Source organism: Shinella oryzae (assembly GCF_023038235.1).
Taxonomy (GTDB): domain Bacteria; phylum Pseudomonadota; class Alphaproteobacteria; order Rhizobiales; family Rhizobiaceae; genus Shinella; species Shinella sumterensis.
In genome coordinates this window covers 469955-493487 of record NZ_CP081987.1, presented here as the reverse complement: position 1 = coordinate 493487, position 23533 = coordinate 469955, and the positions used below count along the sequence as shown (strand labels likewise).

General features: G+C 64.0%; 23 protein-coding genes. 9 read left to right on the top strand and 14 right to left on the bottom strand.

Going from position 1 to position 23533, the window contains the following annotated elements; all coding sequences use genetic code 11:
• Window positions 1-31 precede the first annotated feature (31 nt).
• Complete coding sequence (locus K6301_RS02410) at window positions 32-475, top strand: nucleoside deaminase (protein WP_247219041.1); 444 nt, start codon at window positions 32-34, stop codon at window positions 473-475.
• Between the two features lie 6 nt (window positions 476-481).
• Here K6301_RS02410 and K6301_RS02405 read toward each other — a convergent pair whose 3' ends face one another.
• From K6301_RS02405 to K6301_RS02380, 6 genes are all read right to left on the bottom strand, one after another.
• Window positions 482-967: a GNAT family N-acetyltransferase gene (locus tag K6301_RS02405; protein ID WP_247219039.1), complete on the bottom strand. Its 486-nt coding sequence runs from the start codon at window positions 965-967 to the stop codon at window positions 482-484.
• A gap of 4 nt (window positions 968-971) precedes the next feature.
• On the bottom strand, window positions 972-1586 hold the full coding sequence (locus tag K6301_RS02400; protein WP_247219037.1) for a hypothetical protein: 615 nt from the start codon (window positions 1584-1586) through the stop codon (window positions 972-974).
• A gap of 176 nt (window positions 1587-1762) precedes the next feature.
• Window positions 1763-4651 carry an isoleucine--tRNA ligase gene (ileS, locus tag K6301_RS02395; RefSeq protein WP_247219035.1) on the bottom strand — a complete coding sequence of 963 codons (2889 nt, stop codon included), beginning with the start codon at window positions 4649-4651 and terminating at the stop codon, window positions 1763-1765.
• 288 nt (window positions 4652-4939) lie between these two features.
• Complete coding sequence (locus K6301_RS02390; RefSeq protein WP_247219033.1) at window positions 4940-5293, bottom strand: hypothetical protein; 354 nt, start codon at window positions 5291-5293, stop codon at window positions 4940-4942.
• A gap of 8 nt (window positions 5294-5301) precedes the next feature.
• On the bottom strand, window positions 5302-6282 hold the full coding sequence (locus K6301_RS02385) for a bifunctional riboflavin kinase/FAD synthetase (protein WP_247219031.1): 981 nt from the start codon (window positions 6280-6282) through the stop codon (window positions 5302-5304).
• 19 nt (window positions 6283-6301) lie between these two features.
• Window positions 6302-7150: a TIGR01459 family HAD-type hydrolase gene (locus K6301_RS02380; RefSeq protein ID WP_247219029.1), complete on the bottom strand. Its 849-nt coding sequence runs from the start codon at window positions 7148-7150 to the stop codon at window positions 6302-6304.
• Window positions 7151-7468: 318 nt separating this feature from the next.
• Between K6301_RS02380 and groES the strand changes: the two genes are divergently transcribed.
• From groES to K6301_RS02365, 3 genes are all read left to right on the top strand, one after another.
• Window positions 7469-7765 carry a co-chaperone GroES gene (gene groES, locus K6301_RS02375; RefSeq protein WP_134648963.1) on the top strand — a complete coding sequence of 99 codons (297 nt, stop codon included), beginning with the start codon at window positions 7469-7471 and terminating at the stop codon, window positions 7763-7765.
• A 53-nt stretch (window positions 7766-7818) separates the two neighbouring features.
• On the top strand, window positions 7819-9459 hold the full coding sequence (gene groL / locus K6301_RS02370; protein ID WP_247219027.1) for a chaperonin GroEL: 1641 nt from the start codon (window positions 7819-7821) through the stop codon (window positions 9457-9459).
• A gap of 588 nt (window positions 9460-10047) precedes the next feature.
• Window positions 10048-10494, top strand: coding sequence for a hypothetical protein (locus K6301_RS02365; RefSeq protein WP_134648965.1), 447 nt, complete (start codon window positions 10048-10050; stop codon window positions 10492-10494).
• Window positions 10495-10503: 9 nt separating this feature from the next.
• On the opposite strand, the gene K6301_RS02360 is transcribed toward K6301_RS02365, so the two are convergent.
• From K6301_RS02360 to hisS, 6 genes are all read right to left on the bottom strand, one after another.
• Window positions 10504-13302, bottom strand: a complete 2799-nt coding sequence (locus tag K6301_RS02360; protein ID WP_247219025.1) for a bifunctional diguanylate cyclase/phosphodiesterase — start codon at window positions 13300-13302, stop codon at window positions 10504-10506.
• Between the two features lie 186 nt (window positions 13303-13488).
• Window positions 13489-14706 (bottom strand): NAD(P)/FAD-dependent oxidoreductase, encoded by a 1218-nt coding sequence (locus tag K6301_RS02355; protein WP_247219023.1) that lies wholly within the window; start codon window positions 14704-14706, stop codon window positions 13489-13491.
• A 91-nt stretch (window positions 14707-14797) separates the two neighbouring features.
• Window positions 14798-15505 carry a glutathione binding-like protein gene (locus K6301_RS02350; RefSeq protein ID WP_247219021.1) on the bottom strand — a complete coding sequence of 236 codons (708 nt, stop codon included), beginning with the start codon at window positions 15503-15505 and terminating at the stop codon, window positions 14798-14800.
• Between the two features lie 102 nt (window positions 15506-15607).
• Window positions 15608-16303, bottom strand: coding sequence for an ATP phosphoribosyltransferase (gene hisG, locus K6301_RS02345; protein WP_134648969.1), 696 nt, complete (start codon window positions 16301-16303; stop codon window positions 15608-15610).
• The gene (locus K6301_RS02340) at window positions 16300-17433 is read right to left on the bottom strand and encodes an ATP phosphoribosyltransferase regulatory subunit (RefSeq protein WP_247219019.1); all 1134 of its coding nucleotides are present in this window, start codon (window positions 17431-17433) and stop codon (window positions 16300-16302) included. Before K6301_RS02340 ends, hisG begins: the two co-directional genes overlap by 4 nt.
• Before the next feature lies 1 nt (window position 17434).
• Window positions 17435-19030 carry a histidine--tRNA ligase gene (hisS, locus tag K6301_RS02335; protein WP_247219017.1) on the bottom strand — a complete coding sequence of 532 codons (1596 nt, stop codon included), beginning with the start codon at window positions 19028-19030 and terminating at the stop codon, window positions 17435-17437.
• A gap of 287 nt (window positions 19031-19317) precedes the next feature.
• Here hisS and K6301_RS02330 point away from each other — a divergent pair, with 287 nt between their 5' ends.
• The 3 genes from K6301_RS02330 to copM all read left to right on the top strand — a co-directional run bounded on the left by K6301_RS02330 (window position 19318) and on the right by copM (window position 20547).
• The gene (locus K6301_RS02330) at window positions 19318-19755 is read left to right on the top strand and encodes a hypothetical protein (protein ID WP_247219015.1); all 438 of its coding nucleotides are present in this window, start codon (window positions 19318-19320) and stop codon (window positions 19753-19755) included.
• A 39-nt stretch (window positions 19756-19794) separates the two neighbouring features.
• Window positions 19795-20109, top strand: coding sequence for a hypothetical protein (locus tag K6301_RS02325; protein ID WP_247219013.1), 315 nt, complete (start codon window positions 19795-19797; stop codon window positions 20107-20109).
• A 69-nt stretch (window positions 20110-20178) separates the two neighbouring features.
• Window positions 20179-20547, top strand: a complete 369-nt coding sequence (copM, locus tag K6301_RS02320; protein ID WP_247219011.1) for a CopM family metallochaperone — start codon at window positions 20179-20181, stop codon at window positions 20545-20547.
• Window positions 20548-20665: 118 nt separating this feature from the next.
• On the opposite strand, the gene K6301_RS02315 is transcribed toward copM, so the two are convergent.
• Both K6301_RS02315 and K6301_RS02310 read right to left on the bottom strand, forming a co-directional pair.
• Window positions 20666-20884, bottom strand: a complete 219-nt coding sequence (locus K6301_RS02315; RefSeq protein WP_134648975.1) for a hypothetical protein — start codon at window positions 20882-20884, stop codon at window positions 20666-20668.
• Between the two features lie 157 nt (window positions 20885-21041).
• The gene (locus tag K6301_RS02310) at window positions 21042-21671 is read right to left on the bottom strand and encodes a DNA-3-methyladenine glycosylase I (RefSeq protein ID WP_247219009.1); all 630 of its coding nucleotides are present in this window, start codon (window positions 21669-21671) and stop codon (window positions 21042-21044) included.
• 211 nt (window positions 21672-21882) lie between these two features.
• On the opposite strand from K6301_RS02310, the gene K6301_RS02305 reads away from it, so the two are divergent.
• Together K6301_RS02305 and K6301_RS02300 are read left to right on the top strand one after the other, a co-directional pair.
• Window positions 21883-22623: a L,D-transpeptidase gene (locus K6301_RS02305; protein ID WP_247219007.1), complete on the top strand. Its 741-nt coding sequence runs from the start codon at window positions 21883-21885 to the stop codon at window positions 22621-22623.
• 192 nt (window positions 22624-22815) lie between these two features.
• Window positions 22816-23520, top strand: coding sequence for a L,D-transpeptidase (locus K6301_RS02300; RefSeq protein ID WP_247219005.1), 705 nt, complete (start codon window positions 22816-22818; stop codon window positions 23518-23520).
• Window positions 23521-23533: the final 13 nt, after the last annotated feature.

Sequence of the window (23533 nt, the reverse complement as noted above, 5' to 3'; positions counted from 1 at the left end):
ACGCCCCGGGTTAAGAGGAATTCGTTCCACTATGACAAATCGCTTCATGGAGATCGCGCTGGCCGAGGCCCGCGCCGCCGGCAAACGCGGTGAAGTGCCCGTCGGCGCCGTGCTCGTCATGGATGGCGCGGTCGTGGCGCAGGCGGGTAATCGCACGCGCGCCGACAACGACGTGACGGCCCATGCCGAAGTCGCCGTCATCCGCGAGGCTGCCCATAAACTCGGCCAGGAGCGGCTGACGGGTGCCGACCTCTACGTGACGCTCGAACCCTGCACGCTGTGTGCGGCCGCCATCTCGTTTGCCCGCATCCGCCGGCTTTATTACGGCGCGGAAGACCCCAAGGGCGGCGGCGTCGACAACGGCGTGCGCTTCTTCGCCCAGCCCACCTGCCATCATGCCCCGGAAGTCTATTCCGGCATCAGCGGCATGGAAGCGGCGGAGATCTTGAAGGATTTCTTTGCTGAACGGCGCTGAGCGGCCTCAGCCCTCGGCAAACTGTTTCAGGCGGTCGCCCGTCAGGCGATAGCGCAGCCACTCCGTCTGCGGCTCGGCGCCGATGGCGTCGTAGACGCGGATGGCGGGCTCGTTCCAGTCGAGCACGCTCCATTCGAAACGGCTGCAATCCTGTTCGATGGCAAGGCGCGCCAGGTAACGCAGCAGCATCTTGCCGACGCCGCCGCCGCGATGGGCCGGCGTCACATAGAGGTCCTCGAGATAGAGGCCGTTCTTCGACAACCAGGTGGAATAGGTCTTGAACCAGACGGCGGAGCCGGCCGGTTCGCCGTCTTCCGTCTCGCAAATGGCCGCGTAGCTCACCGAGCCCTCGCCGAAGAGGGACACCACGACGCTTTCCTCGGTCGCGGCCACTTCGGACAGGGCATTTTCATACTCCGCAAGCTCGCGGATGAAGCGCAGGATGACGGCGGCGTCATCGACCGTCGCCGGCCGGATTCGATAGGCCGTCATGATGTCAGAACGGCCACCAGCTGGAACCGCCCTGCTTGGCGGCCCTGGCTTCCTTCTTGCGGCGGCGTTCCTTCTGCCTCTCAGGCTCGCCGAGATCGGCCTGGGCCTCCTCGGGGATCCTGCGGTATTCGGTCGGCGGGTCGCTCAGGTAGCGGCGCTGGTCGGAATAGGCGCCCATCTGCAGGCGGCGTGCTTCGCGATAGGCCTGCGTCTGCTCTGCCGTGCTCATCTGGCGCGCCGTCGTATTCTGGCCGGCGAGCGGCGAGCGGTAGCGGGGATCGTTGGCGTTCTCGTCCGCCTCGGCGCGCAGGCGCTCGCGCATGTCTTCGGGATTTTCAAGCCACTCGGGATTGTCCTTGGACGCGACGGATTGCTGCGGGTTGGCCAGCGCCGTCTTATCCCTCGGCACGACCAGGCCGCCGCGCGGCTGGTAGCGGACCTTCTTGGCGTCCTTGTTTTCCGGCTGGATCATCACGGCGTTGCCGAGGTCGTCGATCAGCTGCTCGCCGGCGGTCTTGTCGGTGCCGTAGGTCGGGCCCATGCAGCCGGTCAGAAGGAGGCTGCCGCCGAGAAGGCCGAACAGGCCGGTCCGTACCCGAATATTTCGCGTCATTCCCATGAATACCCTTCCAGCAGAGCCGGTACGCAGAAAACTCATTCCACGGCAAAAGTCCGCCGTGCCATGGCGGAACAATCCGACCATTTTCAGGCAGCATTACCGGATGAAGCCACCAAGTGCAATTCATGCCGGCAAATCGACGGCCGGAAAGAACCGGCCGTCAACAGAGCGGGCGCTTATGCCGCGCGGCGGAAACCGATTTCGCGCAGCGCAGCCGCATCGCGGGCCGAGACGTCAGGATATTCCGGGTCGGAACCGACATCCGTCGTGATCCGCCAGGAACGGGCGCATTTCAGCCCCTCCGCCAGCTTCGGCTCGACCGAAACCTTGGGGACTTCCGCAAGGCGGAAGGCGTCCGCGGGGCCCTCGCCCGCAACCAGCGTGATGGCCGAGGTGATGCAGATTTCCGCGAAATCCTGGCCTTCGAGGGCAGCCAGAAGCTCGGGGTCGGCGATGTAGACGACCGGAGCCGCCTCCAGCGAAGCGCCGATGCGCTTCTCGCGACGCTCGATTTCCAGCGCGCCCGTGACGACCGAGCGCACCGCACGGATCTTCTCCCACTTGGCTTCCAGCGCATCGTTGCGCCATTCGGCCGGCACGTCGGGGAACTGCTCCAGATGCACCGAGACGGCATCCGGCTTGCGCGAGAGCCAGGCCTCTTCCATCGTGAAGGGCAGCATCGGGGCGAGCCAGGTGACGAGGCAATCGAAGAGCTTGCGGATGACGGCAAGTGCGGCGCGGCGCTTCAGCGAGGACGGGGCATCGCAGTAGAGCGCATCCTTGCGCACGTCGAAATAGAAGGCCGAGAGCTCGACATTCGAGAAATCGATGAGCGCGCGGGTGATCTTCTTGAAGTCAAAGGCATCGTAGCCCGACCGCACGAGCGCATCCAGTTCCGCCAGCCGGTGCAGCATGAGCTTTTCCAGCTCCGGCAGGTCGGCATAGGCGATCTCCTCGCCCGTGTCGTGCGCCAGCGTGCCCAGCATCCAGCGCACCGTGTTGCGCAGCTTGCGGTAGGCATCGATATTGGTCTGGATGATCGTCTTGCCGAGGCGCTGGTCTTCCCAGTAGTCGGTCGTCATGACCCAGAGGCGCAGGATATCGGCGCCCGATTCCTTCATGACGTCCTGCGGCGAGACGACGTTGCCCTTGGACTTCGACATCTTCTCGCCCTTCTCGTCCATGGTGAAGCCATGGGTGACGACGGCATTGTAGGGCGCGCGGCCGCGCGTCGCGCAGCTTTCAAGCAGCGACGAATGGAACCAGCCGCGATGCTGGTCGGAGCCTTCCAGATAGACGTCGGCCGGCCATTTCAGGTCGGGGCGGTCCTCCAGCGTGAAGGTGTGGGTCGAGCCCGAGTCGAACCAGACATCGAGGATGTCCATGACCTGCGTCCAGGCTTCTCCCGCACGGTTGCCCAGGAAGCGCTCGCGCGCGCCTTCGGCGAACCAGGCGTCGGCGCCTTCCTTCTCGAACGCATCGAGGATGCGGGCGTTGACGTCCTCATCGACGAGCACGTCGCCCTTTTCATCGGCGAAGACGGCGATCGGTACGCCCCAGGCGCGCTGACGGGAAAGAACCCAGTCCGGGCGGCCTTCGATCATGCCGCGAAGACGGTTCTGGCCGGAGGCCGGCACGAAGCGGGTCTGGTCGATCGCGGCAAGCGAACGCGAGCGCAGCGTGGTGCCGTCGCCGAGTTCCTTGTCCATATAGACGAACCACTGCGGCGTGTTGCGGAAGATGACCGGCTTCTTCGAACGCCAGGAATGCGGATAGGAATGCTTGAGGCGGCCGCGGGCAAAGAGGTTGTTTTCGGCGATCAGCGCCTTGATGACGCGGTCGTTGGCGTCGCCCTTCTTGCCGTTGTCGTCCATGACGCGCGCGCCTTCGAAGCCGGGGGCTTCGGCGGTGTAGAAGCCGGCGTCGTCCACGGTGAAGGGGATCTTCGCGGAGATGCCGCGCGCCTCGAGGTTGCGGGCCTCGGCCATCCAGGCATCAAAGTCCTCGCGGCCGTGGCCGGGGGCCGTGTGCACGAAGCCCGTGCCGGCATCGTCGGTGACATGATCGCCATCGAGCAGCGGCACCTGGAAAGTGTAGCCGAGCGGTGCGAGCGGATGGGCGGTAACGAGTGTCGAAAGCTCTTCCGGCGCGACATCGCGCAGGAACTTCAGCGTCACCTTCGCCTTGGCCGCGCAGTCATCGGCCAGGCGGGTTGCGAAGATCAGCTTCTCGCCCGGCTGCGGGCCGAAATCGTTCGTGGCGCTTTCCACCTCGTAGAGGCCGTAGGGGAAGCGCGACGAGAAGGAGATGGCGCGGTTGCCCGGGATCGTCCAGGGCGTGGTCGTCCAGATGACGACGAAGTTGCCCTTGAGGTCGGCAGGCCCCTCGGTTACCGGGAACTTCACCCAGATCGTGTCGCTCTCGACATCGGCATATTCGACTTCGGCTTCGGCCAGCGCCGTACGCTCGACGACCGACCACATGACGGGCTTGGAGCCGCGGTAGAGTTGGCCGGACTTGGCGATCTTCAGCAGTTCGCCGGCGATACGGGCTTCGGCGTGGAAGGCCATGGTCGTGTAGGGATTTTCGAAGTCGCCCTCGATGCCGAGACGCTTGAACTCCTCCGACTGGACCTTGATCCAGCCGCTCGCGAAGTCACGGCATTCCTGGCGGAACTCGTTGACCGGAACCTCGTCCTTGTTCTTGCCCTTCTCGCGGTACTTTTCCTCGATCTTCCACTCGATGGGAAGGCCGTGGCAGTCCCAGCCGGGCACGTAGTTGGCGTCATAGCCGCGCATCTGGAACGAGCGGGTGATGACGTCCTTGAGGATTTTGTTCAGCGCGTGGCCGATATGGATGTTGCCGTTGGCATAGGGCGGGCCATCGTGCAGCACGAATTTTTCGCGGCCGGCGGCGGAGGCGCGCAGCTTCTTGTAGAGGTTCATCTGCTGCCAGCGGGCCACCGTTTCCGGCTCCTTCTGCGGCAGGCCGGCGCGCATCGGGAAATCCGTCTGCGGCAGGTTGAGGGTGGACGAATAATCGACTTTTTCAGGCGTATCGGTCATGGATATGGCTATCGTCTTTGTTCGCGCGCTTTGTGCGCATGCGGGGAATATCGGTCAGTGCACCGGCAATGACGGCGGGGGCGCTTCGGGAACGCCCGAAATCCCGGACCTTCCGGCCTCGCTCAGAGCGCGCGGAAGGCCGGGCCACTAATTCGCAGATCGATGGTCAGCCGGTGGAGCATCATGCGCGCGGTCTTACGGGGTTTTCGGCGGTTTGAAAAGACATATCGCAAACCTCTTCTTCGTCGTGGCGAGGTGCGACGGCCGCGCAATCGGGCCGACGCATCGTCAACCTCCGTCGCCGCGGTGCTGCGGCGGGTGCTTGCCTTGAGCACTCCAGACTATGAGCCGCGCATCCGGCGCCTCCCGCCTGAGAACGACATCCATATGCTCCCGCATCTCGCGGCGGAAGCGCGACGCGTTTCGCGTGCCCCAGACGCCGGCGAAGATCGCGCGCGTTTCATCGTTCCTGAAGATCGCCGCCCCGCCGAAGGCTGCGGACAGTTCATCGGCCTCGAAAGCGCCGCCACCGCCATAGACGGAAACGACCCGTTGTCGCGGCGCGACGCTAACGACGGTGTCTCCCGATGCCGCAAACCCTTTTGAGCGGAAGAAGTAGATTGGACAGGGCTCGCCGCTCATCACGCCGTTCAGAAACAGAGGCGCTGGTCGATGGGCCCGAGCGGCCGCACGCCGGCAAGCAGCGCGCGCGCTTCCTCCTCGTCGCGCTTCATCTGCACGACGAGGGCGTCGAGGCCATCGAATTTCAGTTCGTCGCGCAGATGACCGAAGAAGGAGACGGCGGAGATTTCGCCGTAGAGATCGCCGGAAAAGTCGAAGAGGAAGGTTTCGAGTAGCGGCGCGCCGTTCGATGTGACCGTGGGGCGGCGGCCGAAGCTTGCGACGCCGTCATGCAGGCTGCCGTCGGGACGGCGGAAGCGCACGGCATAGATGCCGTTGCGCAGTTCCACTTCCGGCGGAAGCGCCATGTTGGCGGTGGGATAGCCGAGGGTGCGGCCGAGCTTCTTGCCGTCGATGACCTCGGCCTCGACGGTGTAGCGGTAGCCGAGCAGGCCGGCGGCTTCAGAAACGGCACCCTCGCCGAGCAGGGAGCGGATGACGCTGGAGGAGACGACCGAGGCGTTCTCGTCGCGGAAGGCATCGACCAGCGTCACGCCGAAACCGTTGTCCTGTCCGGCGGCCATCAGGAAGGCGGGGCCGCCTTCCCTGCCCTTGCCGAAGTGGAAATCGAAGCCGGTGACGACCTCCGAGGCGTGCAGCCATTCGAGCAGGACGGCGCCGATGAAATCGTGTGCCGACATTTCCGAGAAGGTGCGGTCGAACGGATATTCGATGACGGCGGAAAAGCCCATGCCCTCCAGGATACGGGCCTTGAGGGGGGCAGGCGTCAGCCGGAAGACGGGCGTATCCGGCCGGAAGATCGTGCGCGGATGCGGCTCGAAGGTGAGCACCAAAGCGGGGATGCCGCGGCTTCTGGCAATGTCTAGCGCCCGTTGCAGCACGGCCTGGTGGCCGCGGTGCACGCCGTCGAAATTGCCGATGGCGATGACGCCGCCGCGCAGATGCTCCGGCAGCGGCTGTTTCGTCTCGTTCCTGTGAAATACCGTCATGACGACCGTCTCCGTCCCGTCACTGTAGCCGGGGCATCCACCATTTCGGGTGGGCCCGTTCCTGATCCAGGAAGGCAGCGAGCTTCGCCTCGTCGGTGCGGCCGCCTTCGACATAATGCTGGGCGTGGATGCCGCCGGATATGTAGAGCACATCCAGGCCATAGGCCTCGGCGCCGCGCACATCCGTCGGCATGCCGTCGCCGACGGCAATGACGCGGGACAGATCGACGTCGCCACGCACGTCGCGCGCCTCGGCGATCGCCTTGTCATAGATCGGGCGGTGCGGCTTTCCGGCAATCTCCGTCGTGCCGCCGAGCTCCTCATAGGCCTTGGCGAGCGCCCCGGCGCAGACGATGAGCCTGTGGCCACGCTCGACGACGAGATCCGGGTTGGCGCAGATGAAGGGCAGCTTGCGGGCGGCCAGTGCCGCGAGTTCCTCGCGATAATCCTCGACGGTTTCCGTGTCGTCCTCGCGCAAGCCCGCGCAGACGACGATACCGGCCTCGTCCATACCGACAGGCTCAACGTCAAGGCCATCGAGCAACGGCAGGTCCTTTTCGGCGCCGATGAAATAGACCTTCCTGGCCCCCTTGGCGATCAGCGCGCGGGTGACGTCGCCGGAGGTGACGATGCGGTCATAGGCATCGTCACGCACACCCAGTCCGCGGATCTGCACCTTCACGCCCGGATGGGGACGCGGGGAATTGGTGATGAGGACGACGGTCATGCCGGCCGCGCGCGCTTCGGCAAGCGCTTCCGACGCGTAGGAAAAGGCCTCCACCCCGTTGTGCAGCACGCCCCAGACGTCGCAGAGCATCACGTCGTAGCGGTCGGCGATGTCGCGGATGGATTGGATGCGCTGGGCCATAAGGGGAGTTCCGTATCGAAATCAGGCCCGCGTGACATCGCAAAGCGACGCCAAGAAAACAAGTCTCTCCCTGCAATTTTGGCGCATCCACAGACAAAGTTGCGAAAATTCACACGCGTGCCTTGATGGCGTGGCAGGAGGTTCCCATCTGCCGGCCGCGGCAACCGCCCATGGCAAAGAATTTTGCGAAGGCGGTTCTTGACTCGAGAGAAAGCCACCCTTATCTCGGAGCCGCTAGCACTCTCCATCGATGAGTGCTAACAATAATCCATCGGACCTGTTCGGGTCCGCAATGTCATTTGATCGAGGGATTAGACAATGGCAAGCACCACCTTCCGCCCGCTTCACGACCGCGTCGTCGTTCGTCGCGTCGAATCCGAAGCCAAGACCAAGGGCGGCATCATCATTCCGGATACCGCCAAGGAAAAGCCGCAGGAAGGCGAAATCGTCGCTGTCGGCACCGGCGCTCGTGACGAGTCCGGCAAGGTTATCCCGCTGGATGTCAAGGCTGGCGACCGCGTCCTGTTCGGCAAGTGGTCGGGCACCGAAGTCAAGCTCGACGGCGAAGACCTTCTGATCATGAAGGAAGCCGACATCATGGGCATCATCGGCTGATCAGCCGGTAACCCGTTCCGCAATTCGCTGATATCAATTCAGGAGTCCTCACAATGGCAGCCAAAGAAGTCAAATTCGGCCGCACCGCGCGCGAAAAGATGCTGCGTGGCGTCGACGTTCTCGCAGACGCAGTCAAGGTGACGCTCGGCCCGAAGGGTCGTAACGTCGTCATCGACAAGTCCTTCGGCGCACCGCGCATCACCAAGGACGGCGTTTCCGTCGCCAAGGAAATCGAACTGGAAGACAAGTTCGAGAACATGGGCGCCCAGCTCGTTCGCGAAGTCGCTTCCAAGACCAACGACATCGCCGGCGACGGCACCACGACTGCAACCGTTCTTGCCCAGGCTATCGTTCGCGAAGGCGCCAAGGCTGTTGCCGCCGGCATGAACCCGATGGACCTGAAGCGCGGCATCGACCTCGCCGTCGCCGAAGTCGTCAAGGATCTCCAGGCCAAGGCCAAGAAGATCACCACCCCGGAAGAAGTCGCCCAGGTCGGCACGATCTCGGCAAACGGCGAAAAGCAGATCGGCCTCGACATTTCCGAAGCCATGCAGAAGGTCGGCAACGAAGGCGTCATCACGGTTGAAGAAGCCAAGACCGCCGAAACCGAACTCGAAGTCGTCGAAGGCATGCAGTTCGACCGCGGCTACCTGTCGCCCTACTTCGTGACCAACCCGGAAAAGATGGTCGCCGACCTCGAAGACGCTTACATTCTCCTGCACGAGAAGAAGCTCTCGAACCTCCAGGCCATGCTCCCGGTTCTCGAAGCCGTCGTCCAGACCGGCAAGCCGCTGGTCATCATCGCTGAAGACGTCGAAGGCGAAGCCCTTGCTACGCTCGTCGTCAACAAGCTGCGCGGCGGCCTCAAGATCGCTGCCGTCAAGGCTCCGGGCTTCGGCGACCGCCGCAAGGCCATGCTGGAAGACATCGCCATCCTGACGGGCGGCACGGTCATCTCCGAAGACCTCGGCATCAAGCTCGAAAACGTAACGCTCGACATGCTCGGCCGTTCGAAGAAGGTTTCGATCTCCAAGGAAAACACGACGATCGTCGACGGTGCCGGCCAGAAGGCTGAAATCGAAGGCCGCGTCGCGCAGATCAAGGCCCAGATCGAAGAAACCACCTCCGACTACGACCGCGAGAAGCTGCAGGAACGTCTTGCCAAGCTCGCCGGCGGCGTTGCCGTCATCCGCGTCGGCGGCTCGACGGAAGTCGAAGTGAAGGAAAAGAAGGACCGCATCGACGACGCCCTCAACGCGACGCGCGCTGCCGTTCAGGAAGGCATCGTACCGGGCGGTGGCGTAGCCCTGCTCCGCTCTTCCACGAAGATCGCCGTCAAGGGCGAAAACGATGACCAGGAAGCCGGCATCAACATCATCCGCAAGGCCCTTCAGGCCCTGGTTCGCCAGATCGCGGACAATGCTGGTGACGAAGCCTCCATCGTCGTCGGCAAGATCCTCGAGAAGAACGAAGACAACTATGGCTACAACGCCCAGACCGGCGAATACGGCGACCTGATCGCCCTCGGCATCGTCGACCCGGTCAAGGTTGTCCGCACGGCTCTGCAGAACGCTGCTTCGGTTGCCTCGCTGCTGATCACGACGGAAGCCATGATCGCCGAACTGCCGAAGAAGGACGCTCCGGCCGGCATGCCCGGCGGCATGGGCGGCATGGGCGGCATGGACATGATGTAATAGGCGAAAGCCTATTGCAGCGTGACCATCAAGCTTCGCCCATGCACTAAAGTTGGTTCAGCGCGTCAAGCGCGCTGAACTGGCGGCATGGACATGATGTAAGACCTTCGGGTCCTTACATCTGAGCCAACCGGTTCAGTTATGAAAGGGCGGTCTTCGGGCCGCCCTTTTTGTTTTGCCGCAGTCGGACCTGCATCGTTTCCGGAAGAAGAATTTTTCCGCCCGTACAATAATTTTCAAAAAGCCGTTGATGGCTCTAAAAAACCAACTATAAAGGCGCCCCAAGTGAGCTTTAAAGATTCACAGGGGGCCTAAGGCGCTGAAAACCCGGCATCATTGCTTCCGGTAATCCGCCTGCGACTATCCCCACGGTATTACGAAACCGCCATGGCCTTGACGGAGAGGCAGCGACGGTCTTCTCCGCATACGTCCGAGCCGACATGCACAGCGGCGCCGGATGCAGTTCAGTTCATAGAGAAGTGTGGCGGCCAGCTTCGGGGAGCTCGTCGATGCACGCTTTTAGCATGTCGTGAGGCGCAATCGCCCATGGCATCTCTGTCAAATTCGAGCAACTGCCTGAGGTCGTAGGTGTTCAAGATAATCAAGACTGATCTCTCGTCGCCCTTTCTGCCGGGCTCGATGGAATTCGACGAGACGGACAATGAGCTCCTCACCCAATATTGCGTGACGGAGCGCTGGACGGGCGATCTTTCCAACGGTCTCTTCACGCTCGGCGAGAAGGCGACGCTGGCGCACGGCATGACGGAGCGCACTTGCGGGCTGCTCAACCTCATCCGGTGCTACGAGCCGCTGGATCGCACCCGCGTGCTGGAGCTGTTCGAGCAGGCAGCCGCCTCCTCGTCCTCCTTCTGCTTTTCCACGACCATTCATCTGGACGGCACACCGCGCCAGCCGGTGTTCTGTGTCGGTGAATCGACGGGGCTGGAAGAGAAATACGCCGGCACGATCATCGGCGTCTTCATCTTCCCCCGCTTCCAGATCGACCTTGCCGGCCGGCGCTTCAAGCGGCAGTAGGCGAAACGGCTACGCCGCCTCGCTCGCCTTGCGGGCCGCGCGGATGCGCTCCATCGGCATGGGGCGCCCAAGGAAATAACCCTGCGCTTCGTCGCAGCCCTCGTCGAGCAGGATATCGAGCTGGTTGCGTGTCTCCACGCCTTCCGCCAGCACCGGGACGCGCAGCGTGTGGCCGAGGGCCAGGATGGCGCGGATGATGGCCTTGGCCTCCGGGCTCGACTCCACCTCGCTCATGAAACTGCGGTCGAGCTTGATCTTGTCGAAGGGGAAGGAACGCAGCGTTTCCAGGGACGAATAGCCGGTTCCAAAGTCGTCGATGGCGATGGTAACGCCGAAAGCCTTGATCCGGCGCAGCGTTTCGAGCGCCCGTTCCTTGTCGCCGATGATGGTCGATTCCGTGATTTCCAGCTCCAGCCGGCGTGGGTCGAGACCCGTTTCCTGCAGCACGCGCTGCACGAGGTCGGCGACGTCGGCATTGCCGAGCTGGACCGGCGAGAGATTGACCGCGATCTTGTGCGCATTGTCCCAACTGGCCGCCTCGCGGCAGGCTTCGCGCAACACCCATTCGCCGATCGGCAGGATGGCGCCGCATTCCTCGGCGATCGGAATGAAATCCGACGGCGGGATGGTGCCGCGGACCGGATGGTGCCAGCGCAGCAGAACCTCGTAGCCGAGCGTCTCACCGGTATGGACGGCCTTCTGGACCTGATAGTGCAGTTCCAGCTCATCGCGCCTGACAGCCTGCCACAGGTCGTTGGCGATCAGGCGACGGCGGCGGGCCGCCTCGTCCATCGATACCTCGTAGAAGCAGACGGTCTGGGTCAACGCCTCCTTCGCCCTGTACATGGCGAGGTCGGCATTGTTGAGCAATGCGCCGATATTGTCGGCATCCTGGGGATAGATGGCGACGCCGAAGCTGGCGCCCGGCCGGATATCGTAGCCGTCGATGCGGATCTGTTCGCTGAGGCACGTTTCCAGGCGCTGGATGAAGCCCGTCAGCTCGGTCATGTCCTCGAAGCGCTTGGAGGCGGCGAATTCATCCCCACCCAACCGTGCGATCGTCTCATTGGCGCCAAGGCTCGCCTGCATGCGGCGCGAGAGCGTCGCCAGCACTTCGTCGCCCGCGGCATGGCCGCGCGTATCGTTGATCTCCTTGAACTTGTCGAGGTCGATGGCGATCACCGCGACCTTGCCACCGGAGCGGCGGGCGAACGATAGATCAGCCTCGAGCCTGTCGTTGAAGCTCGCGCGATTGGGCAGGCCCGTCAGGCTGTCGTGACGCGCCAGGAAGGAGATCTGCTCTTCGGAACGCAGGCGCTCGGACACATCCTCATAGGTCGCGACCCACGAACCGTCGGGCAGGATGCGATGATAGAGCTGCACGGAGACACCGCTGGAGAATTTCTCGACGATGGCATCGACGTCGCGCGTCTGGAGCGCAGCGCGGCGGCGCGCATAGATATCCCGCGCCCTTGCCTGCCGCGCTTCCGGATCGGAGAGGAAGCCCGCCACGCCGAGGTCGATGATTTCCCGAAGGGTCATCCCGGGCTTGATGCCGCCTTCGGGAAAGCCGAAGATTTCGCTATAGCGCCGGTTGGCCAGCAGCAGACGCTCGTCCTTGTCGAACAGGCAGAGCCCCTGCGACATGTTCTCCAGCGCCAGGTCGAGGTTCTTCGTCACCTCCGCCAGACGGTCTGCATCGGCCTTGTCCTGCGTGATGTCCTTGGTGATGTTGGCATAGCCGACAAGATCGCCGCTCGTGTCATGGATCGGGTCCATCACCGTGTTGGCCCAGAAACGGGATCCGTCCTCGCGGTAGCACCAGCCCTCGGTCTCGAACTTTCCCTGCTCGCGCGCGATGCGCAGGGCGCGCTCGGGCTCGCCCGCCGCACGATCTTCGGCGCTGTAGAAGCGTGAGAAGTGCTGGCCGACGATCTCGCCGGCCGTAAAGCCCATCTTGCGTTCGGCGCCGTCGTTCCAGTTCGCCACCCGCCCGTCCGCGTCCAGCATGTAGATGGCGTAATCCTTAACGCCCTGCAGAAGCATGGAGAAGCGGCGCGTGTTCTCGCTCGCGGTCATCTCGGCCTGGCGGGCGAAAACTGCGGCTGTCAGTCCTGCGACAAGCAGCGAGAACGCAACGATCGCAATAAGGGGCACCATGATGCCCGTCGACAACATTGTCTGGCCGTTCACCGGCATCAGGCCGGGTTCGATGCGCACGGCGGCCATGGCCGTGAAATGCAGCGAAACGACGCCGAGCGCGATCAGGCCGGTGGCCAGCGCGCGATCGCGCGCACGCGGTGCCGGCCGCAGGCAGCAGATCAGCCCCAGCGTGCAGAAGAGCGCGGCGCTGACGACCGAAGCGGCGACATAGGTCTTGTCGAAGAAAAGCGTGCCCGGCAGTTCCACCGCCGACATGCCGATATAGTGCATGGAGGTGACGCCCGCTGCAAGCAGCAGGCCGCCGGCCAGCACCGCGCTGCGGCCCGAGACATAGGTCGCGACGCCAAGCCCCGCCGCCGTTACGACGATGGCGACGCCCAATGAAACAAGCGTCGGCTCCATGAGGAAACCCATCTCCATGCCGGGATCGTAGGCCAGCATGGCGATGAAATGCGTGGCCCAGATGCCGAAGCCGCTGGAAGCGCCTGCCGCACCGAGCCAGAGCATCCGCGCCGCGCCGCCGGAGACGAGCGCGCGCTGTGTGAGCACCACCGCGACGTAGCAGGACAGGAAGCAGATGAGAGCGGCGAGCAGGACGAGGCGAAGATCGTGCTCAACGGTCAGGCAGGTAAGGATATACAGCATGAAGACGGTTACCGGGTGGGGCTATGTGGCCGCTAAAAACGCCTTTAATCCTGAAGAATCGATAAATCCTTCACGTTACGGAAGCCGGCTGCCGGGTTCCATCTGCCGTCATACTTAATAGATTTCGGAAATATGCAACTGCGTGCAAGGGCGCCCTGCACGCAGCACAACCACCGGGGCTAAAGCCTAGAGAGTCAAGGCCTTGAGGTCGGTCGCCGAATCTTCCAGCGCTGCGCGCTCGGGGGTGCGCCCCATCTCGATCAGCTTCTTGCCGACGACATAGGCCTTGGCGTCGTTGACGGCATCGACCGCGATCAGCCGCCCCTGCCGGAAGTACCAGACGGAAACGCTGCCTTCGCGCTGGCCGGGGCGCACGAACGTGTCGTCGAAGCCCGCGCAGAAGCCGGCGATCTGGAGCTTCACATCATACTGGTCGGACCAGAACCAGGGCTTGGGCTCATAGGGCGCGTCGCCGCCAGCGATGACGGCCGCCGCCGCCTCGGCCTGATCGACCGCGTTCTGGACGGATTCGAGCCGGACGCGGTTTCCCTCGAAGGGCAGGACCGCGCAGTCGCCCATGGCGAAGATGGCGGGGTCGGAGGTGCGGGCGCGTTCATCCACCACGATGCCGTTGGCCACCTCAAGGCCCGCGGCGCGCGCGAGCTGGTCGTTTGCCGTAACACCGATGCCGGCGATCACCACATCGGCCGGCAGCACGAAACCGTCGGTCAGTTCCGCGCCGGTGACACGACCGTTCTCGCCAAGCAGGCGTACCAGGCCGGTCTTCTCGCGCACATCCACACCGCGGGCGTGATGGATGGCCTTGAGGATCGTCGCCGTCGCGGGCGAGGCGACACGGGCAAGGATGCGTTCGGCCATTTCGATGACCGTGACATGCAGCCCCCTGCCCCGCGCGACGGCGGCCGCTTCCAGGCCGATGTAACCGCCGCCAATGACAAGCGCCCGGCGGCCTTCCTGCATTTCCAGACCGAGGCGGTCGGCATCGCGATAGTCGCGCACGGTAAACACGCCTTCCAGGTCGCCGCCGATCTCGGCGGGTAGGCGGCGCGGCGTGGCGCCCGTGGCGAGCGCGAGGAAGGCGTAATGCAGCGTCGAGCCATCGCTGAGCGCGACGGTCCTGGCCGCCCGATCGATCGCCGTCACCTCGGTCGACAGGAGGATTTCGACATTGTTTTCGGGATACCAGTTCTCCGGGCGGAACATGAGGCGGGAAAGGTCCGCCTCGCCGAGCAGATACTTCTTGGAGAGCGGAGGCCGCTGGTAGGGATGGCTTGCCTCAGCCGCGACGATGGTGATCGGCCGCTCGTCCTTCAGCGCACGCAGTTTGGCAACGAGGGCAAAGGCGGCCTGACCGCCGCCCACAACAACCAGTCTTCCCGTCACGATGTTTCCGTCCCGCTCTTGTTTTCCGAGAGGTAGCCCGGCGTACCCGGTGGCGTCAACAGGCGCCGCGCCACCGGTTTTTGCGTTTGCGTCAGGCGCTGGCCGGGATTTCAAGACCCTTCGCGGAGGCCGGGCGGGCGACGCAACGCTCGATCCATGCACGGACGGAGGGGAAGCCCGCATAGTCGAGCGCCTCGCTGCCGCCGTAGAAGATGTCGGCGCCGCGCACCCAGGGGAAGGTGGTGATATCGGCGATGGTGTATTCGTCGCCCATGATCCACTGGCGGTCCTTGAGACGGGCTTCCAGCACGGAGATCAGGCGCTTGGACTCGTCGCGGTAGCGCTCCATCGGATAGGAGTTGTTCGCGACCTTGTCGGCGGCATATTTGAAGAAATGGCCGAACTGGCCCAGCATCGGGCCTACACCCGCCATCTGGAACATCACCCAGCACAGCGTTTCATAGCGTCCGGCGGCATCGGCCGGGATGAGCTTGCCGGTCTTCTCGGCAAGGTAGACGAGGATGGCGCCAGATTCGAAGAGACCAATCGGCTTGCCGTCAGGGCCGTTTGGATCGATGATCGCGGGAATGCGGCCGTTCGGGTTGAGCGAAATGAACTCCGGCGATTTCACGCCATCCGGGCCGAACTCGATGCGATGGGCCTCATAGGGGAGGCCGAGCTCTTCAAGCGCGATCGAGACCTTCACACCATTCGGCGTGGGCAGCGAATAGAGCTGGATGATATCGGGGTTCTTGGCGGGCCACTTCTTGGTGATCGGGAAGGCGGAAAGGTCGGACATGAACGGCTCCTTGGACACGGGAGCTCATAGATAGGACAGGTGGACGGACGATGTCAGGGTGCCTCGACAAAATTCCGGTGGAAGCCGGACAGCCCCTGCCCGTCAGAGCGCCCCACGCACCGCGTCGATGATCTCAGCCACAACCGGATTGCCCTCATGCTCGGGCTTGCGGGCGCGCACGAGGCAGGCTTCCGATTTCAGGATCACGCCATCGGACAGGATCTTGAGGTGATTGGCGACCAGCGTCGACCCGGTCGAGGTGATGTCGACGATGATGTCCGCCGAGCCGGAGGCCGGTGCGCCCTCCGTGGCGCCGAGGCTTTCGACGATGCGGTAGAGCTGGATGCCGTGATTGCCGGAGAAGAACTGCTGCGTGAGACGCCAGTACTTGGTGGCGATGGTCAGGCGGCGGCCGTGGCGGGCGCGGAAATCGGCGGCGACATCGCCGAGATCGGCCATGGTATCGACATCGAGCCAGATTTCCGGCACCGCGACGACCACATCGGCATGGCCGAAGCCAAGGCGGGCGCAGAATTCGACACGCGCATCGGCCTCCGCCAGCCCTTCGCGGACCAGATCCTCACCGGTCACGCCGAAATCGACGGTGCCGTTGGCGATCTCGCGCGAGATTTCCGAGGCGGAGAGAAAGGCGATCTCGATATCGTCGCGCCCTTCGACGCGGCCGCGATAGGACCGGTCGTTGCCGACGGCGACAACGGAGAACCCCGCACGGGCGAGAATCGCGGACGAATCCTCCTTCATGCGCCCCTTGGAGGGAAGGCCGATGGTGATGGTCATGCCGCAGCTTCCTTCACGCTTGCGATGCGGTCTAGCCACAGCGAGAAGCCGACGGCGGGAATACGCTCCCTGGCGCCGAGCAGCGTGAGCAGCCGGTCGAAGCGGCCGCCACCGGCAAGAACCAGCGGATCGCGCTCAGGCGTGATCTCGAAGACGAGGCCGGTATAATAGTCGAGCGGGCGACCGAAAGCGGCGCGATAGATCACGGCGGACGGGTCCACCCCGGCCTCGCGCAAAGCGGCAACGCGGCTTTCAAACCGGGCGAGCGCCTCGCCGAGCGAAAGGCCGGCCTTCTCGGCAAACGCGGCGAGTGCCTGTGGTGCATCCGCAAGGCTCAATTCAAGTGCCAGGAATTCCCGAAGCAGCGCAAGCGTGCGCGCATCAAGACGCGTGCTTGCCAGTTCCATCTTCTCGCGCAGGCGACGCGCGATATCGGCGGGGCTGCGGCTGGCATTGGTGGAATAGCCGGTCGCTTCCATCGTCGCGTCGATATGGGCGATCAGCGTCGCTTCGTCGTCGAGCTTGCCGAGAATGGCGAGGCGTTCGACTTCCGGACCGAAAATGCCCGACGGGGCGGGATTGGACAGCGTGTCCATCAGCCGTTGCAGCTGCGTCTGGTTGCCGAAGGCGTGGACCAGCCGCTTCTGCCAGCCGGCCGGCAGGCCGCAGGCGGCGACCACCGCTTCGAACACCGACTGGTCGCCCAGCACCACGGACAGGGAGACGCCCGGCAGGCGGTTGGTCAGCACGGCAATGGCGTCGCCGACGGCCCGGGCATCGGCGCGCGCCACATCCGGCTCGCCAAGATCCTCGATGCCGGCCTGGTAGAATTCGTTCGATCCCTCGCGGCGCTGCCGGAAGACCTCGCCGAGATAGGCATAGCGCCTCGGTGTGCCGGTCGCCGTCTCGATATGGCGCAGGCATACGGGAATGGTGAATTCGGGACGCAGGCACAGGCTCTTGCCCGTCTCGCTCTCCGTTATGAAGATGCGCCGGCGCAGGTCCTCGCCGGCCATGTCGAGGAAAGGCTCCGCCGGCTGGATGACCGGCGTATCGACGCGCTCGGTGCCGCGCGCTTCCAGATCGGCGATGAGGTCGGGCGCGAAGGCGGGTAGATTGACGAGAGGCATCTCAGCCGGCCCGCGCCCGGTCTTCGGCCTGCGCCTCGAGGATTTCGCGGACCTTTGCCACCAGCTCGGCCTCCGGCACGGACACCTGGGCCACGCGTGCCTCGCGCCAGGACGTGTTGTCTTCGATTTCGCCGGAGAGGCGCTTGCCCTCGATCAGGTCCTTGATCTGCACCACGCCTTCGGCGCGCTCGTCACCGCCCTGGATGATGGCGACGGGAGCGTTGCGGCGGTCGGCATATTTCAGCTGGTTGCCGAACTTCTTCCAGTTGCCCTGGTACATTTCGGCGCGAATGCCGGCATTGCGCAGGTCCTGGGTGAAGCGCTGGTAACGGCCCATGCTCTCGACATCGCCATCCATCACGGTGACGAGAACGGGGGCAACGACATCATCCTGGCCGAGCTTGCCGAGGTTCTTCAGCGCCGTCATCAGGCGCGAGACGCCGATGGAGAAGCCCGTGGCCGGGACCGGCTGGCCCATGAAGCGCGACACGAGACCATCATAACGGCCCCCGCCGCCGACGGACCCGAAGACGACCTTCTCGCCCTTCTCGTTGGTGACGGCAAACTGCAGCTCGGCCTCGAAGACGGGGCCGGTGTAATATTCGAGGCCGCGTACGCAGGACGGGTCGATCCGTATCCGTCCGTCATTGTAGCCGGCCGCCTCGAACAGAGCAGCCATCTGCCCAAGTTCGGCCACGCCCTGCGCACCCGCCTCCGTCTCATCGACGATATAGGATATCCTTTTTACGGCGGCGGCCATGTCCTGGTGCATGTCCAGGGTTTCCCGGCGCAGCTGGGGGTTCCTCACATCGGGCTCAGGCGTGTCCGGCGTCGCCAATACGGCGCCGGCACCGACAAAGTGAAGAATGCGGTATATGGACATCTCATCCAGTCCCGCGCCCTTCGTGAAATCGCCGGACTCATCCTTGCGACCCTTGCCGAGCAACTCTGCCACGCCGTCAGAGCCGAACTTGTCGAGCTTGTCGATGGCGCGCAGCACGGTCAGGCGTGCGCCTGCCTTGTCATCGCCGCCGAGGCCGATGGCTTCCAGCACGCCGTCCAGAACCTTGCGGTTGTTGACGCGAATGACATAGTCGCCACGCTTGATGCCGAGGGCTTCCATCGTGTCGGCCATCATCATGCACATCTCGGCATCCGCCTGGACACCGGCGGCACCGACCGTGTCGGCATCGAACTGCATGAACTGGCGGAAGCGGCCCGGGCCGGGCTTCTCGTTGCGGAAGACATAGCCCGCGCGGTAGGTGCGGTAGGGCAGCTGGATCTCGTTGAAATTCTCCGCGACATGGCGGGCAAGCGGCGCCGTCAGGTCGTAGCGCAGGCTCATCCACTGCTCGTCGTCGTCCTGCAGCGAGAAGACGCCTTCGTTGGGGCGGTCGCTGTCGGGCAGGAACTTGCCGAGCGCATCGGTATATTCGAAGAGCGGCGTTTCAACGGGATCGAAGCCGTAGCGCTCATAGACCGCGCGAATCTTTGCGGTCATCTCGTTGACGGCGCGGATATCCGCAGCCTCGCGGTCGACAAAGCCGCGCGGCAGGCGGGCTTTCAGCTTCTGCGGTTTCTTCTGCTTTTCGCTCATCGGGACGGCCGAAATTCCTGTATTTCCGTTGCGGTTTCCCTAGCGGATTGGGCCGGAAGCGGCAAGGGCGCAAAGACACGCCCTTTTTGATGGAGCCGAACCGGCCGCTCTCCTTTTAGTGGATTTCGGCTGCGGCTCGGCGTATGAAAGCGAACGCTCATTCGCGCAGTCGTTGCTGCCGGTGAACGTATATATTAAAAGACGGCGACCATACGCAGGGCTGGGTGTGGTTTGCCGCCGCCCGCGTGTCCTCCCGGACAGCGACGACAGCAGCCCGGACCGACCGAATGGCATCGAAATCGACAATCTCCCGCGCGCAACGCTCGTCCGTCGCAGACTTCATCGGCATCAAGTCGGATCAACTGGACGACATGTTCGTCTGTGAATCCTGGAGCGCGGACCTCGCGACGGGCATTGTCTGGATCGGACCGCAGACCGCCGCCTTCCACGGCGTGGCCGGCCAGACCTGCGGCATCCTCGACATCATCCAGCCCTATGATCCCGCCGACTGGCACAAGATCCTGCTGGCGCTGGAGGAAGCCGCCACCGTGGCGACCGATATCAGCTTCGGAACCTCGATCCGCCCGATGCCGGGGCTCTACCGCCCGGTGTTCTGCTTCGGCCATTCGGAAATCACCGCGACGGGCGGCGCGATCGTCGGCACCTTCGCCACCGCGCGGCGCTGTCTCGAAACGACTTCGACCATGCCGGCCCTGCTGAACTGAGGTCTTTCCTTTTGCGCCGCATGCGCCTATCTCTGATGCATGCGGAAGCTCTTCCTCATATTCGCCATTCTGGGCGCCGTTCTCGCCGGCTGGGTGCCGGCAATGGCGGGGACGCTGCATGCGGCCCAAATGCCGGCGGCGCAGGCCGTGCAGATGCATGATCACGGCTCCGGCGAACATGGAAAATCCAAGCCGGCCGCCCATCCCGTCGCATGTGCCGCGTGTTTTGCGATAGAGGCCGGAACGCTTTTCCCCGAAAGCCGGCGGCTCGACATTTCCGCGCGCATGTCCAGCGCCGAGCCGCGCCTTGCGGGCCGTGCGCTCTCGCCGCTCGATCCCCCTCCCCGATCCTGAACACGATGGCATGACATGCGGACGCGCCTTGCGTCCGATCATCAACCGTTTTCAGAACTGGAAAAGACAATGAACGCAAAGACCCTGTTTCTTGGCGCAGCCCTCACGCTCGCCTTCTCCCTGCCGGCCGTGGCGCAGGAGGCCGATCACTCGGGCCATCAGATGGCGGCAGAGCCTTCGGCCAGCGCATCCACGCAGGCCTTCATGGACGCCAATGCGAAGATGCATGAGGGTATGGATATCCCGTTCTCCGGCGATGCCGACGTGGATTTCGTGCGCGGCATGATCGCCCATCACCAGGGCGCCATCGACATGGCGAAGGTCGAGCTGGAACACGGCAAGGACCCGGCCATCCGCAAGCTCGCCGAGGAGATCATCACCGCCCAGGAGAGCGAGATCAGGATGATGGAAGCGTGGCTGGCGAAGAACGCCAAGTAGACCGCATCAGAGAAGACCGGGAGGCTCGCCGCAGGGCGGGCCTCTCTCGTTTCGTCCCGCGTGCGATGACCATATGACCGAATGAAAAACCCGCCGGAACCGGCGGGTCTTCAATCGCTCACTCGCCCGCCGGCGGCCGGCTCGTCGCCGAGGCCTCGACAAGCGAGGCGGCGATCGCGCGGGCCATCATCAGGCTCGTTTCGCGCAGTTCGGTGTTGGAGCCGCTTCGTGCGGACCGGATGAGACGAAAACCCTCGCGCAACATAATCTCCTGCGCCTTGTCACAGGCCCAGAGCTCCAGCCGGGTATCGTCGATTGCAGATCGGTTTGGCGCCATGAATCCCCCATGCCAAATCATTCAGCACAAAGCGGCACCGCGCGACCATACGTGTACACGTCGCCCCAGACTTGTCGATGTATGAATTCGCCGCTCAACCATAAGCTACATGATTCGTCGTAAATTCAAATAGCGCTTCGCCAGATCAAGTCCGGATTTATGGCCGTATGAGCGCTTTTCTCTTCAATTCTACTTCCGCACGGCAGCAACAACCTTCGATGTGGTCGTTCACCAGCCCCATGGCCTGCATAAAGGCATAGACGGTCGTGGGGCCGACGAAGGTCCAGCCGCGCCTCTTCAGGTCCTTCGAAAGGCGCACGGATGTCGCCGTCGTCGGGTTGGCGGAAAGCGTCACCCAGTCCACCCGTGCCGGACGTTCCTCGGGGGCCGGCTCGAAGCTCCAGAAATAGCGGGCGAGCGTGCCGAACTCGTCGCGCAGAGCCTGCGCACGGCGCGCATTGTTGATGGTCGAGACGATCTTGCCGCGATGGCGCACGATGCCGGGGTCGGCCAGGCAGCGCGCGATATCCTCCTCGCCGAACGCCGCGACGCGGTCGAAATCGAAGCCGGCGAAGGCGGCGCGAAACCCTTCCCGCTTGCGCAGGATGGTGAGCCAGGACAGCCCCGACTGGAACCCTTCCAGGCAGATCTTCTCGAAGAGGCGGATATCGCTGGTGACGGGCTGGCCCCATTCCTCGTCATGGTAACGGCGGTAGTCGTCGAGGTTGCCGTGCCAGGCGCACCGCGTCTTTCCGTCCTCGCCCACCGTCAATCCGCGTTCTGTCATCGCCGCCTCCGTTTCCTGTTTGTTCGCGTTTACCACTCATCAACCAGTTTTGGAAAGCCGGCAATAACCCTACTCAACGCTTTATCGGCATCGTGCATGTTTAATGAACGGCCGTTTACCATTCGCTTCATCTGACGGTGCAAGCATTTTGGCGAACCGGCGCCGCATTGGGGCGGCGCAGACCGGCGACGATCAGTAGCGAGTACGTCCGATGTTGATACGAACCCTTCTAGCAGCAGCCCTGCTGAGCACCACGACGGTTGCCCACGCCAACGACCGGTACGGCAGCCGCCCGCCCGTCATCGTCAGCCCAGACCTCACCGCGCCGTGGCTGATGCAGCTGACTGGCGAAGGCGCGCAGCCCGCTGCCAATACCCGCCGCATCATCCAGCGCCAGCGGGTGGAGCAGCGCCGCGTCATCCGCCGCGACGGCGTCGCCCGCGTGGAGCAGGTGTCGGCGACCGGCCAGGCGCAGAGGCCCGTGCGCTCCAAGCTCGACCCGATGTATCTGCCGCAGATCGTTTCCTACGACAGCAAGCACAAGGCCGGGACGATCGTCATCGATACCAACAACCGCTTCCTCTATCTCGTGATGGGCGACGGCAAGGCGCGCCGCTATGGCGTGGGCGTCGGCAAGCCCGGCTTCGAATGGGCCGGCACGCACACCGTGACCCGCAAGGCCGAATGGCCGCGCTGGACGCCGCCCAAGGAAATGGTCGCACGCGAAGCCGCAAAGGGCCATTACCTGCCGGCCTCCATGGAAGGCGGCCCCGAAAACCCGCTCGGTTCGCGCGCCATGTATCTCGGCTCGACACTTTACCGCATCCACGGCACGAATGCGCCCTGGACGATCGGCTATGCGGTCTCCTCCGGCTGCATCCGCATGCGCAACGAGGATGTCGTCGATCTCTACGAGCGCGTGAAGGTCGGCACCAAGGTCATCGTGATCTGACACCGCACGACACCAAGCAATTCGGACATCTCCGGCCGCCCCGCTGCCGGAGATGTTTTCGTTTTACGCAGGCCCCGTCGAAAGAATTCGAAGAAATCCGCCCTCGCAACCGTCCTGCTTCCGGCGGGCCGACTTGAATTTGATCAGGACTCGGCTAGCCTTGCGGAATTGAGGATTGAGAGGGACTTCAACATGCGGACATACGCATCGATCTTGCTGGCGGCCGCCGTCGCCGTCACGGCGATCATGCCGGCGACAGCGGCCAGCGCCTTTCCCGGCACGCGGCAGGAGAACCAGGCCGGCCCCGCGCGCGACGTCGTGCTCGTGCAGCAGAGCAAGAAGCAGGTCGCCCAGAAGTACAAGCGCACCAAGGTCCGCTTCGTCACCGACCAGGCGCCGGGCACCGTCATCGTCGATACGAACAACAAGTTCCTCTACTATGTCGAGGGCAAGAACCGGGCGACGCGCTACGGCATCGGCGTCGGGCGTGACGGCTTCGGCTGGTCGGGCGTGGTGAAGGTAGGGCGCAAGGCCGAGTGGCCGAGCTGGACGCCGCCGGCCGAAATGCGCCGCCGCGAGGCCAAGAAGGGCCGTATCCTGCCCGTCGTGCAGGCCGGCGGCGAGGACAACCCGCTCGGCGCGCGCGCCCTCTATCTCTATCAGGGCGGCCGCGACACCATCTTCCGCATCCACGGCACGAACCAGCCCTGGACGATCGGCCAGACCATGTCGTCGGGCTGCATCCGCATGATGAACAAGGATGTGGAGCACCTGTACGCCCGCGCCGATATCGGCACGAAGGTCATCGTCGTCGGCCCCGGCAACCGGCAGGGCGCGGTCGACTACAACGATCGCGGCGTGGATTTCTTCGGCACGCTGTTCGGCTTCGGCGGATAACGGGCCAGGACTT

Excerpts from the sequence above, each read along its gene's own strand:
- K6301_RS02305 (WP_247219007.1), top strand. The coding sequence starts at position 21,883 with ATGTTGATACGAACCCTTCTAGCAGCAGCCCTGCTGAGCACCACGACG.
- K6301_RS02315 (WP_134648975.1), bottom strand. The coding sequence starts at position 20,884 with ATGGCGCCAAACCGATCTGCAATCGACGATACCCGGCTGGAGCTCTGG.
- groL (WP_247219027.1), top strand. The coding sequence starts at position 7,819 with ATGGCAGCCAAAGAAGTCAAATTCGGCCGCACCGCGCGCGAAAAGATG.
- K6301_RS02405 (WP_247219039.1), bottom strand. The coding sequence starts at position 967 with ATGACGGCCTATCGAATCCGGCCGGCGACGGTCGATGACGCCGCCGTC.
- K6301_RS02360 (WP_247219025.1), bottom strand. The coding sequence starts at position 13,302 with ATGCTGTATATCCTTACCTGCCTGACCGTTGAGCACGATCTTCGCCTC.
- K6301_RS02310 (WP_247219009.1), bottom strand. The coding sequence starts at position 21,671 with ATGACAGAACGCGGATTGACGGTGGGCGAGGACGGAAAGACGCGGTGC.
- K6301_RS02400 (WP_247219037.1), bottom strand. The coding sequence starts at position 1,586 with ATGGGAATGACGCGAAATATTCGGGTACGGACCGGCCTGTTCGGCCTT.
- hisS (WP_247219017.1), bottom strand. The coding sequence starts at position 19,030 with ATGAGCGAAAAGCAGAAGAAACCGCAGAAGCTGAAAGCCCGCCTGCCG.
- K6301_RS02350 (WP_247219021.1), bottom strand. The coding sequence starts at position 15,505 with ATGTCCGACCTTTCCGCCTTCCCGATCACCAAGAAGTGGCCCGCCAAG.
- K6301_RS02380 (WP_247219029.1), bottom strand. The coding sequence starts at position 7,150 with ATGGCCCAGCGCATCCAATCCATCCGCGACATCGCCGACCGCTACGAC.
- copM (WP_247219011.1), top strand. The coding sequence starts at position 20,179 with ATGAACGCAAAGACCCTGTTTCTTGGCGCAGCCCTCACGCTCGCCTTC.
- K6301_RS02340 (WP_247219019.1), bottom strand. The coding sequence starts at position 17,433 with ATGCCTCTCGTCAATCTACCCGCCTTCGCGCCCGACCTCATCGCCGAT.
- K6301_RS02330 (WP_247219015.1), top strand. The coding sequence starts at position 19,318 with ATGGCATCGAAATCGACAATCTCCCGCGCGCAACGCTCGTCCGTCGCA.
- K6301_RS02410 (WP_247219041.1), top strand. The coding sequence starts at position 32 with ATGACAAATCGCTTCATGGAGATCGCGCTGGCCGAGGCCCGCGCCGCC.
- hisG (WP_134648969.1), bottom strand. The coding sequence starts at position 16,303 with ATGACCATCACCATCGGCCTTCCCTCCAAGGGGCGCATGAAGGAGGAT.
- K6301_RS02300 (WP_247219005.1), top strand. The coding sequence starts at position 22,816 with ATGCGGACATACGCATCGATCTTGCTGGCGGCCGCCGTCGCCGTCACG.
- K6301_RS02325 (WP_247219013.1), top strand. The coding sequence starts at position 19,795 with ATGCGGAAGCTCTTCCTCATATTCGCCATTCTGGGCGCCGTTCTCGCC.
- K6301_RS02390 (WP_247219033.1), bottom strand. The coding sequence starts at position 5,293 with ATGAGCGGCGAGCCCTGTCCAATCTACTTCTTCCGCTCAAAAGGGTTT.
- groES (WP_134648963.1), top strand. The coding sequence starts at position 7,469 with ATGGCAAGCACCACCTTCCGCCCGCTTCACGACCGCGTCGTCGTTCGT.
- K6301_RS02385 (WP_247219031.1), bottom strand. The coding sequence starts at position 6,282 with ATGACGGTATTTCACAGGAACGAGACGAAACAGCCGCTGCCGGAGCAT.
- ileS (WP_247219035.1), bottom strand. The coding sequence starts at position 4,651 with ATGACCGATACGCCTGAAAAAGTCGATTATTCGTCCACCCTCAACCTG.